Annotated in this window: 9 protein-coding genes, 1 tRNA gene and 1 pseudogene; 9 read left to right on the forward strand and 2 right to left on the reverse strand. The window is 66.2% G+C overall.

Annotated elements, in window-relative coordinates:
* The 7 genes from QH283_RS30030 to QH283_RS30060 all read left to right on the forward strand — a co-directional run.
* The coding region (locus tag QH283_RS30030) for an MFS transporter (RefSeq protein WP_280506283.1) at positions 1–1,035 on the forward strand (1,035 nt) is incomplete at its 5' end.
* A gap of 5 nt (positions 1,036–1,040) precedes the next feature.
* Positions 1,041–1,781, forward strand: a complete 741-nt coding sequence (locus QH283_RS30035; RefSeq protein ID WP_280506284.1) for a DsbA family protein — start codon at positions 1,041–1,043, stop codon at positions 1,779–1,781.
* A 122-nt stretch (positions 1,782–1,903) separates the two neighbouring features.
* Positions 1,904–1,976: transfer RNA gene (locus tag QH283_RS30040), tRNA-Ala, on the forward strand.
* Between the two features lie 124 nt (positions 1,977–2,100).
* A complete protein-coding gene (locus tag QH283_RS30045) occupies positions 2,101–2,817 on the forward strand; it encodes a tyrosine-type recombinase/integrase (RefSeq protein WP_280506285.1) in 717 nt (238 codons plus the stop codon).
* A gap of 15 nt (positions 2,818–2,832) precedes the next feature.
* Positions 2,833–3,351, forward strand: coding sequence for a tyrosine-type recombinase/integrase (locus QH283_RS30050; RefSeq protein WP_280506286.1), 519 nt, complete (start codon positions 2,833–2,835; stop codon positions 3,349–3,351).
* An 87-nt stretch (positions 3,352–3,438) separates the two neighbouring features.
* Complete coding sequence (locus tag QH283_RS30055) at positions 3,439–4,131, forward strand: hypothetical protein (RefSeq protein WP_280506287.1); 693 nt, start codon at positions 3,439–3,441, stop codon at positions 4,129–4,131.
* On the forward strand, positions 4,128–4,394 hold the full coding sequence (locus QH283_RS30060; RefSeq protein WP_280506288.1) for a hypothetical protein: 267 nt from the start codon (positions 4,128–4,130) through the stop codon (positions 4,392–4,394). Before QH283_RS30055 ends, QH283_RS30060 begins: the two co-directional genes overlap by 4 nt.
* Positions 4,395–4,566: 172 nt before the next feature.
* Here QH283_RS30060 and QH283_RS30065 read toward each other — a convergent pair whose 3' ends face one another.
* The gene (locus tag QH283_RS30065) at positions 4,567–5,109 is read right to left on the reverse strand and encodes a hypothetical protein (protein ID WP_280506289.1); all 543 of its coding nucleotides are present in this window, start codon (positions 5,107–5,109) and stop codon (positions 4,567–4,569) included.
* 720 nt (positions 5,110–5,829) lie between these two features.
* Here QH283_RS30065 and QH283_RS30070 point away from each other — a divergent pair.
* Together QH283_RS30070 and QH283_RS30075 are read left to right on the forward strand one after the other, a co-directional pair.
* Positions 5,830–6,828: a hypothetical protein gene (locus tag QH283_RS30070; RefSeq protein WP_280506290.1), complete on the forward strand. Its 999-nt coding sequence runs from the start codon at positions 5,830–5,832 to the stop codon at positions 6,826–6,828.
* A 492-nt stretch (positions 6,829–7,320) separates the two neighbouring features.
* Positions 7,321–9,849, forward strand: coding sequence for a DEAD/DEAH box helicase (locus QH283_RS30075; protein WP_280506291.1), 2,529 nt, complete (start codon positions 7,321–7,323; stop codon positions 9,847–9,849).
* Positions 9,850–10,189: 340 nt separating this feature from the next.
* Here the strand turns inward: QH283_RS30075 and QH283_RS30080 are convergent.
* Positions 10,190–10,942, reverse strand: a pseudogene (locus tag QH283_RS30080) (transposase).
* Between the last annotated feature and the right edge of the window lie 5 nt (positions 10,943–10,947).

The following is a 10,947-nucleotide window of genomic DNA, read 5'->3' on the forward strand; positions in this document are numbered from 1 at the left end:
CGGCGCGCGCGGGGCGGCCGCGCCCCCCCCATGTCCCCCGTGCCCCGGCGGGCGGGGGTCCCCCGGCCCGCGCCGGCCCCCCCCCGCGGGCGGGTATCGGGGCTGTGGTCGTCGAGTTTCCTGATCGGCTCGGTCAGCGGCCCACTGGTCGGCGGCGCGCTGGCCGGGCTCGGGCTGCGCGTGCCGTTCCTCATCTACGCCGTGGCCCTGCTGATCGCCTGCGCCATCGTCTACCTCAGTTTGCGCCACTCCACCCTGGCCGCCCCCGCCCCGGGTGGGCGCGCCCCCGAGCTGACCTTCCGGCAGGGCCTGGCCGAACCCGCCTATCCGGCGATGCTGTGGTCCAACTTCGCCAACGGCGCGGCGGTGTTCGGCGTGCGGATGGCCTTCGTGCCGCTGATCGTGGTCGAGACGCTCGACCAGTCCCCCGGCATGGCGGGTGTGGCGCTGACGGCCTTCGCCGTGGGCAATGTGCTGGTGCTGTTCCAGTCCGGGCGGCTGTCGGACCGGTTCGGCCGCCGCCCGTTCCTCATCGCGGGCGCGCTGGTGTGCGGCGTCGGCACCGCCGGGCTCGGCTTCGCTCCCGACCTGCTGTGGCTGCTGGCCGCCTCCGTCGTGGCGGGTCTCGGTTCCGGCATGCTCACCCCCACCCAGCAGGCCGCTCTCGCCGATGTCGTCGGCTCCACCGCCCGCAGCGGCCCGGTGCTGGCCGGCTTCCAGATGGCGGGCGACCTCGGCGCGGTCGTCGGCCCGGTCGTCGCGGGTGTGCTGGTCGAGCGCTTCGGCTTCGCCGTCGGCCTGTCGGCCACCGGGGCGCTGTTGCTGGTCGCAGCCGTCGCGTGGCTGCTGGTCCCCGAGACCCTGCGCCGCACCGACGAGCAGATCCACCCCGCCGACCCCGCGGGCGTCCCCACCGACGACGACGAATACCAACTGGCCCACCGCGTCGCCGTCGAGCACATGCCCGAGGAGGACACGCCCTGCCGCCGTCCCCGATCCCAGCCGCGAGGAGAGCCGCCGCTCGAGGCAGAGTAGGACGGGTGAGCAAGCAGCGCCCGGATTACACCCCCCGCCCCATGTCCAGCGCCACCACCTACGCCCTCGGCGGCGTGGCCCTCGCCATGATCGTGCTGATCGTCTTCGCCGTCTTCCGGTGGGGGAGTTCCGACGCCGAGATCCGCAACGACGGCTACGGCGCCGTCCGCGACCCCGCCGTCCAGGTCACCCTTCGCGAGGACGGGGTGATCCTGCTCGGCCGCCCCGGCGCCCAGCCCGTCCTCGACGTCTTCGAGGATCCCCTGTGCCCCGCCTGCGGCACCCTCGAACGCGTCTACGGCCAGGAGATCGCCCAGAAGGTCGACGAGGGCGCCCTGAGCCTCGCCCACCACTACGTCGCCTTCCTCGACGCCAAGTCCGGCAGCGGCGACTACTCCACCCGCGCCGTCGCCGCCACCCGCTGCGTGGCCGCCACCGGCGACGGCCCCCTCTACGCCCGCTTCCACGACGCCCTGTTCGTCACCGACCAGCCCGCCGAGGGCAAGTCCGACCACAGCGACGAGGCCCTGGCCGATCTCGCCCGCACCGCCGGCGCCCCCGACACCGCCGTCGACTGCATCACCACCGCCGCTCAGCGCCCCGCCGCCGAGAAGGCCGTCGAGTCCGCTCTCGCCGACCTCAACGCCCGCCTCGACGACAACGCCGCAACCCCCGCCCTCTTCCACGGCGACACCCGCCTCGACGCCAACAACGCCGAGTGGGTCGTCGAACTGACCACCCCCTGACCACAAACCCCACCGTCTCGCCCGAATACCCCCGTCACCGCTCTGACCAGCCGATTTGGTTACCGACACGCGGGTGGTGTAACTTTTGTCAGGCGCAAGGGAAACCGAGCGAGACACACCAAGGGGCTATGGCGCAGCTGGTAGCGCACCACACTGGCAGTGTGGGGGTCAGGGGTTCGAGTCCCCTTAGCTCCACTTGGATTGATGCAGGTCACAGGCTACTTCGGTAGCCTGGATCTGGATCGCGGTCACCACCGCGGTCACCACCGCCGCTTTTCAGACAGTTCGTGTCGCCATATCGACACGACAGGAGTGGCGCATGCCCACACCTCGCCCGCGGCCCCGCAAGGACGGGACCGTCCGTTGGCAGGTTCCTTTCCACTACTACGACACCGACCAGGTCCGGCGGATGTCCTCGGAATCCTTCGACGACTACGCCCAGGCCCAGTGGTGGGCTGATCTGATCGACCGGATCGGCCTTGATGCCGCCCTCGACGTGCTGGCCGGCAAGCGTGACGCCGGATCGGGTGCGATGCTGCTCGCGGACTGGCTGACCCGCTACACCGACCGCCTCACCGGCGTGCAGGAAGACGGCCGCCTCAAGTACCACCGCTACATCGCCAACGACATCGTTCCGTTCTTCGGCGAACACGCCACCCTCGAGGCCGTCACCCAGGACACCGATGCCGCCTGGATCGTCTACCTCGAGCAGGACAAGGGCAACGCCCCGAAAACGATCAAGAACAAGCACGGATTCCTCTCCGCGGCCTTGCGGGCGGCCGTCGAACAGCGCCCGGCGCCGCTGCTGCCGTTCAACCCGTGCGCAGGGATACGACTGCCGCGTCACGACGACACCGAGATCGAGATCTTCGACAACGACGAATGGGAGTTGTTCGAACAACTGCTCGGGCAGCGGTGGCGCACCCAAGCCGAGTTCGGCCTCGTCTCGATGGCCCGCCCCGGCGAGATCGGCGCGCTGCAGGTCCGTGACGTCAACCCCGTCACCGGCGCGGTGCGCATCAACAAGGCATGGTAAGACGGCGGCAGCCGTTTGAAGCTCGGCAAGCCCAAGTCCAGCCGAGGGATCCGCACCATCAACATCCCGCTCCAGACCGTGGAACGACTGGACCTGTCCCGGCCCGGCAACGAACTGCTGTTCGCCAAGTACACCGGGACACCGATCACCGCCGCCTACTTTCATCGCAAGGCCTGGCAGCCCGCCCTGCGCCGGCTGGAGGCGCTGGCACGCCGCGACTTCACCCCGTTCGGGACCAAGGCGATGTGGCACGGTGCCGATCCCGAAGAACTGCTCGAACGCTACGGCGCCGCCGTCGCGACGCTGCGGTCCAAGCACCTGACCCCGTACATGCTCCGCCACACCGGGATCTCGTGGAAGTTGCAGGACGGCGTACCGCTGTTCGTGGTGTCTCGCGACGCCGGGCACGAATCGGTTACCACCACCGACCGCCGCTACGGACACAACGACCGCACGGCGAGCCGGTCCGCCGCCGAGGTGATCGCGAGCCGCTTGCCCCGCGTCCGGGCCGAAATGCTCGCACTCACCGCCTGACCCGTACCTCATCCTCCTCGACCTGAATCCATTCCATTTCATTCCTTCCCCATCCGGAATGAAATGGAATGGATGGAAAGGGAATCGATGCTCAGCATCGCGGCGACTGCCACACGATCGCAGGGGCACTGCCAGTTCCCGGGCTGCGGAACGCCACTGCCTGCCCGCACTCCCGGCCAGCGCGGCGCCCCGCGCCGCTACTGCGACAACCTCGACCACACCCCGCAGAAGGCGCTACGCCTGCTGCGCTACGCCGGTGCCGAAGTCGCTGTCCAGCACCCGTCCTTACGTCCGGTCGCCGACGGCGTGCACGCTCTGGCCGACCTGCTCGACCGCTACAGCCGCCTGCGCGAAGAACTCGCCGCTCTCGGCGATGACGTCGCAGACCTGCTCGCCCGACTCGCTGACTCGACTGCCGTCGTTCGCGAAATCGACGAGATCCAACGTCAAGCTGATCACCGGATCGCCCTCGCCGAACAAGCCTGCGCGGCGGCTGAGCAGGCGCAGTCGGATGTGGCTGGACGCATGGCCTGTGCCGTCGAGACCGAGAAACTGGCCCTCGCCACCGCCTGCGAAGCGCGCGCCCTGGCGGAGGAAACATCTCGACGGAGCCAAGAGGTCGAGGCGGATGCCGCCGTCCGGATCGCCGCGGCCGAACGCGGGCGGGAGCAAGCATGCCAGGACGCCGAAATTGAAGTAGCCGAGATGCGCGCGGATTGGAAGCTACCCGGCTGGTTCGAGCCCTTGTGGAAGCCGAACGCGATTCACTTCAGACGGTGAACCACGCGCTGGCCACCGAGAACATCTCGCTGCGAGAGGCACTCGATGCCGAATGCGCCGAGCATCGGCGTCGAATCGAGCACCGGGACGTCGAATACGGCCGCGCGATCACCGCGGCCCATGTCCTCGCCAGCCGCACCGCGCGCGAACATCGCGCGCACCTCGCCGATGTGATCGATCGGGTCACAGACGCGCAGGGCGCGCGAGGGGAAGCAGTGTCTGCTCGCCAGGGCGCCGACGGGCGCACAGAATCACCGCCGTAGACTTCCGGAGGTCATCTTCCCCACCGAGAGTGCACGACTCCCGGAGAGATGTCACCAGACGGCGCGCCAAGGCACGACTTCCGGTTGCTCGGGGCTCAGTTGCGGAATGGGTCCGCCCGAGTGTGCTCAGACACGCTCGCGCAGGTTGATCACCGACCGCTTGTCCGCGCGGTCAAGCGATACCGGAAGGGCGGGGCTGTATCTGCCTGCGGCCGCGGCGGGAGCGAGTCGCCTCCCCGACAGTGCCTTTGCCCGCGGCGTCGTACTCATCGAGTGGGGAGACCAGTGGTGTGGATCGGGCCCGGCGTTCGGCGGCGGCGTCGCGCTCGACCAGTATCGCGGTGACGTGGTCGGCCCATCGGATTTGCGCACCTTGTTTCGTGATGCCGGCCGCGGCGCCGATCTGCGACCAGCTGGCGTCGGCACCGCGGGCGTCGACGACGGCGTTCGTCGGGTTCAGGCCGGCCGTGACGAAGACCGCGATCTTGGCCAGGGCGACTCGGGCGTCCTGCTCACGTCGGCGCGTCGTTCCCGAGGCGCCGCGCCATTGCTGCCACTGTTCGCTGTTCTGCGCGGGGATACCGAGGGCCTTCAGGGCGAGGGCTTCGCACTGCTTGTCCAGGTCTTTGCAGAGCAGGTTTCCCGCGTGCTGGATCTCGTGCGGCGGTAGGCCTTCGACGCGAACCTTTTCGGCGGCGGTCTTCCGTGTTGTCACGGCATAACTAAAGCATCAATGACCAACCGCCGACAAGTAAAACTTGACGCATCCACCTGCTGCAACTGTGGAGATTCTGTGGTCTGGTTCACATCTGGATAGTGATCGCCGTCACTGATGGTGGTTAGATTATTCCGGTGGGGGGCGGCATTTCTCCTGGTAGGCGCGTTCCTGTGAGGTGTGCACTGCCGCTGCAAGTTATACCTTGCGCTTTCGCGGGTTGTCTATCGGGTCGAGGCTCGGGGACGCTTGTGGCGCACTGAAGATCCTGCCCCGGCGGCAGCAGCCGGGAAGTCGTGAAAGGTGGTCGAATCAGACTCGGGGCCGATTGCATCACCCGAATCGAGCCGCTCGGCATCACCGCAGCAATATCTCGGCTATTTAGCTCTGACTATGTTGCGCCGCAGTCAATTGTGACCTGGTCGGGCTGTCGCGGGCTGGGGGTAATATCTGAAGGGGCGGCGACGCGTCGACAGCAACAATCGAACAAACCTGTAGATACGCCGAAGGCCCTGAGCTGGAAGCGGAACTGCCGGCAGGGCCTCGGGTGTCTTTGGCGGACCTCTCCGATGCTACGCCACACTGATCGGCTGGCCGGATCGGTGTGTTGTGTCTGCCCGAGTCCCGTTTCGTGCGGCTCGGTGTGCGGTTGGGCGGTCATGAACGGCCCGATGCGGGCCCGGAACGGAGAACTGCGTTGAAGCGCAAGGTTATCGGCGGTTGGGCACACCGCTGTGTCAATTCGTGCCCCATCCAGGCGTTGGCGGTTGCGTCGGCGGCGGTGAGCCGGTGAGCGCACCCCTCGAGCCGCTGTCTACGGCCGTGCGCACCGAAGTGCTGGCAACAGTGCGGGCAGCGTTGCACTGGCGCAGCGACCTCAAGTCGCTGATGCTGGGCGCCGGGGTGCCTGTCGCGCTGTACAACCGCTACGACGACGTCGACATCCCCAAGGTCAAAATCGCCCGCCATGTTCTCGACGAACTGAACGCACTCGGCGAGCAGGGATGGCGGATCCAGCGCAAGATCGTCACGGAACTGTGTGCGATGTCACGGCCTGGCAACAATGTCGAAGACGTCGCGGCCGGCCGTGCCGCGTTGGCACAGCTGAAGCGGGTCGCGACCGAGTCCGGGGTGGTGATCGACATTGAGAAGGCCGGTATTCAGGCCCGCCGCGCCCGAGAAGCCCAGCGCCAGCGGCAGATCCAGCAACGCCGCGCGATCCTGGGTGGCCTTTCGGATCGGTTCAAGGAACTGTCCGTTCCTCGGGATCGCAGTCACGCTGAACGGCAAGGTCGCGGATACGCGCTTGAGAGGCTGCTTCGAGAGTTGTTCCAGGTCAACGACATCGACTACGCGCCGTCACGGTGCAATCCGCACGAACAGGTCGACGGCTCGTTCTTCTTCCGCGGGTTCACCTACTTGGTGGAGGCTCGGTGGGTCCAGGACAAGCCCACCTTGCCTCAGCTGGCCGACTTTAAGCGCAAGGTCGATGGCAAGCTCGACAGCACGCGCGGAATGTATGTGTCGATGGCCGGATTCGACGACGACGTCCTCGATCGTTTCGCCTCCACCATGCCCACCCGCAACAACATCATCTACATGTCCGGTAGTGACTTGGCGTTGATCTTCGAAGGCAGCGTGGAACTGATCGACGCGCTGCTGAGCAAGATCGACGCGGCGGAGAGCCGCGGCCAGTTCCGCTTCGACCTGCCCGCCTGACCGGATGCCCGGCCTGACTGGATGCCCGGTCGGGTGATGCTGGGTGGCATCGCCCGACCGGGGCCTTCGGTGGGAGCACACGGGTTGGAATGGGCGCCCGCAGCGCCGCAGGTCGGACTGGTTTCGCTCCATCTCCCGCCCTGCCAGCACTGGCACTATCTGACCGCACTGACCTGGTCAGGCGGTGTGTACCTCGTCCATCGCGGCCCTGGGACAAGCGGGGCTCGGGGGCGTCGGACTGCCAACCGGTATCTACAGGTTGGACGTGCCAGCCCTTCCGGCGGGTGTTGGCGGCGAGCAATCGAGGGTGGAAACCCGTGGACTGGCGATGCTCGCATCCGGTAGCTTTTCTGAAGGTTTCACTGTACGGGCCGCAGGTGGGTGTCAGGGTCGGTGGCGGGTGCTCAGCAGTTCTGTTATGTCCTAATCTCAACTCAGTCGGCTGCCGCGTGCTCGACCGGCTGACATCGATGACTCGCGAAGGTGGATTCCATGCCCTTGGATTTGAAGCGGATCAACCCGGGCAAGGGTTCGAAGCTTCTCGAACCTCGCGACATCTTCATGGCGTTGACCGACAAGCCGTTCGACCGGTTGCGCCCTGAGCAAGGTGAGGTGCTCAAGGTCTGGTTCCGTCGGCGAACCGCCAAGGATCTGGTGATCAAACAGAACACCGGCGGAGGAAAGACCCTGGTCGGGCTGCTTATCGGTCAATCGAGCATGAACGAGGCCGTCGCCCCGGTGGTGTACCTGGTGCCCGACACTTTCCTCATCAAACAGGTTGTGGCCGCAGCCGAAGATGTCGGAATCCCGGTCACCGAGGATGTCAACGACGGCAAGTTCCTGTCCGGCCATGCGATCCTCGTCGCGACATTCGACCGACTCGTGAACGGACGCAGCAAATTTGGCGTGCGCGGCTACAAGCCCGTCACGCCGCTGGGCACCGTCATCATCGATGACGCCCACACCGCCTTGGCCCATGCCCAGAACCAGTTCTGCGCGACCGTGCCCGACTCCTGCGATGCCTACAAGCAGATGTTGGCGTTGTACTCTGCGGACCTGAAACGTCAGAGCCCCAAAGGGTATTCCGACCTGACCGAGGGAGTTGCGACCGCACCGATCCGCGTGCCTCCCAAAGCCGTCGCCGAGCGTGCCGACCAAGCACTCGCGATCCTTCGTCCTTACGGAGACAACCACTCGATCAAGTCGCTGTACTTCTCGTGGCCGCTGGTGGCCGACCATCTCGCGATGGCGGTCATCACCTTCACCGCCCGCAGCATCGAGATCAAGACTCCGTGCCCCAACATCGATATGATCCCGGCGTTCGCCCAGGCACGTCGCCGCATCTATCTGACCGCCACCCTGGCCGACGAGGGTGTGCTCGTCACCCAACTTGGCGCGAACGCCGAGGACCTCGCCGAACCGATCACCCCTGATCGTGCCTCAGATCTGGGCGACCGCATGATCCTGGCACCGTTGTCGATCAACCCGAGCCTGCGGCGCGACTCTATCCAACAAATGGCGCGCGACTTCGCCGACGGCGATCGCATGGGCACGGGCACTCCGAGCAGCAAGCGTGTCAACGTGGTCGTTCTGGTGCCCAGCGAGTACAAGGCTCGGTCGTGGGAGCCGTATGCCGATGAGACCCTCACCGTGAAGACTATGGATCCGGTCATCCAGGCAATGACGGGTGGACACCACGTGGGGCTGGTCGTACTCATCAATAAGTACGACGGCGTCGACTTGCCCGACGACGCATGCCGGTTGCTGATCATCGACGGTGTTCCTACGCCACTGTCCGCCAGCGAGCAGCGCGAATCTGCGGCATTGACCGGTTCGATGACCTTCGAAGCACGCAATGTCCAGCGCATCGAGCAAGGGATGGGCCGCGGGATCCGCGACCTTAGTGACTACTGCGCCGTCGTGTTGATGACCGCCGAAACCGCCCTGACGCTGCGTAGTCCCCAACAGCGCCAATTCTATTCCCCGGCTACCCGCGCTCAGATCGACTTGAGTTTGGAGGTCGCCCGTCAGATCGAGAACGAAGGTATCCAAGAGGTCCGCAACGCGTTGCACGTTTTCCTCGAACGCGACGATGACTGGGTTACCAACAGTCGAGCCGCGATCGCCGACGTCGAATACGACCGGACAGCCTCGGTGTCGGTGCTGGCCAAAGCGCGTCGTCGAGCGTTCGACAAGGCAGTCGCTGGAAACTACCAGGCCGCAGTCGACTGCGTGCGCTCGGGAGTCGACTCGGTCAGCGATCCGATCGAAAAAGGCTGGTACATGGAGGAGGTGGCTACCTACCAACAGCTCATCGACCCGATGGGCGCGCAGAAGACGCTCGCCGGCGCACGAGACCGCAACCCCGGCGTCGTAAAACCCGACGTCGCACCCGTGCCGAAACCCATCTCGGGGCCCGCACTGCAAGCGCAGGCAGCCGCCGAGTATCTTGCGAGCACCTACTCCGACGGCAGTACGCTACGGCTGGCTGTCTCGGCATTGTTCGACAACATCGTCTGGGGTATCGAGAACACAGCCCAGCTCTCGGAGGTTCAAATCCAGTCACTGGGCCAGCATCTGGGATTCACTTCGGCCCGCCCTGAGAAGGAAACAGCCGACGGTGGACCCGACAACCTCTGGGCGCTCTCACGCGACACCCACGCTGTGATCGAACTCAAGACCGAAGTCGACCGCAACGATCGCACCATCGTCAAGCACGAGGCCGGTCAACTGCTCACGTCGCTGCAGTGGGATGCCGATCATAATCCCCATGTCACCAACCGAATTCCGGTGATGCTGCATCCCTACACGACACTCAACAGCGCTGCTAGTCTTCCCCCCGACACCCGGATCATCACCGCCGAGGACCTCGACCGACTGCGCTCGAGCGTCGAAACGTTCGCAGGCGAACTCGCGTCCACTGAGTCGTGGGGTGATCCGAAAGCGGTCGGTGAAGCTCTGCGGCGCAACAAACTGAGAGCCGAGACTATCATCAGTACGCACTCCAGCAAGCTGACCTAGAGGAACGACTGACCAGCTCGATGCAGGGGTGGGCCGCGCGATACTTCTGCCGGTCGGCGCGTGGGCGAGTGCGGTGTTGTGATCGTCGGTCATGACACCGCCAAGGCGAGCGCCCGACCTGCCACGTTATAGCAGTCAACGAGGCAGGGGTCACGGATCTCGGCATCGGCGACGACTGTCGAGAGGGCTAGCATGGTCCACGACGCTGAGCCGTGGGCGTGGGCGGTCGATGCGGTACCGGCCAGGAAGCTAGACCCGCAGAGCCGCCTACGGGCCGCTGCTGAACTAGGGTTATCCCGTAAGTCCGACCCGGCGATGACGACCTGCCCCCTGGCCGGGGTCAGCGAGCGTGGGCGAGGTTGGTCAGGGTGGCAACCCCGGCCATCGCGACAGCGACACCGTTGCCACGTAGACGGCAGTCCCGCAGGATCTTCCAGGCCTTCATCCGGGCGAAGGTGTGCTCGACACGAGCACGGACCTTCCGGTGGGAGCGTTATGGACCTGTTTCCACTCCGGCAGGTCCCGGCCCGGGATGCGGCGGTGCGGGATGATCGCGCTCGTGCCTCGGTAGCCGCCGTCGGCGATCACCACTGCATTGAGGCAGGGATGTTCTGCTCCAAACTCGGCGTAGGCGCGGCAGTCGGTGCGATTGCCCGGCAGCGGCCGGCCGAGAGTGACGACGAGTTCGGTGTCGGCGTCGATGACGACCTGGTGATTGGTCGAGTACCGGTAGTTCTTGCTGGGTGCGGCCACACCATGGTCGCGGGTGGGGACCAGGGTGCCGTCCACGATCAATACCGCGCCACGCGGGAACCGGACCCGGGGTCGCAACCCCAGGGCCGGACCGAGATCCTCGATCACTCGGGCAGCCGCGGAATTCGATACCCGAACACCGCTGCCAGCTGCCGCATCGTGAGGTTGGTGCGCCAGTAGCCACCAGCAGCACCCGGCCCTCGAAACACAATCCCCAGGGCCGGCCCCGCAGCGGCCGGTCGGCGCCCTCACGTCGCAACCTGGTGATCAGACGGGCGAACTTGCGGGGCCGCAGCCCGCTGAACAACTCCACCATCACCGGATCGGCCGCCGAGATCACCGCCA

The organism is Nocardia farcinica (genome assembly GCF_029867845.1).
Taxonomy (GTDB): Bacteria; Actinomycetota; Actinomycetes; order Mycobacteriales; family Mycobacteriaceae; genus Nocardia; species Nocardia farcinica_A.

What these genes read in the sequence shown, in the direction of transcription:
- QH283_RS30045 (WP_280506285.1), top strand. Translation starts at nt 2,101, where the DNA reads ATGCCCACACCTCGCCCGCGGCCCCGCAAGGACGGGACCGTCCGTTGG.
- QH283_RS30075 (WP_280506291.1), top strand. Translation starts at nt 7,321, where the DNA reads ATGCCCTTGGATTTGAAGCGGATCAACCCGGGCAAGGGTTCGAAGCTT.
- QH283_RS30055 (WP_280506287.1), top strand. Translation starts at nt 3,439, where the DNA reads ATGCTCAGCATCGCGGCGACTGCCACACGATCGCAGGGGCACTGCCAG.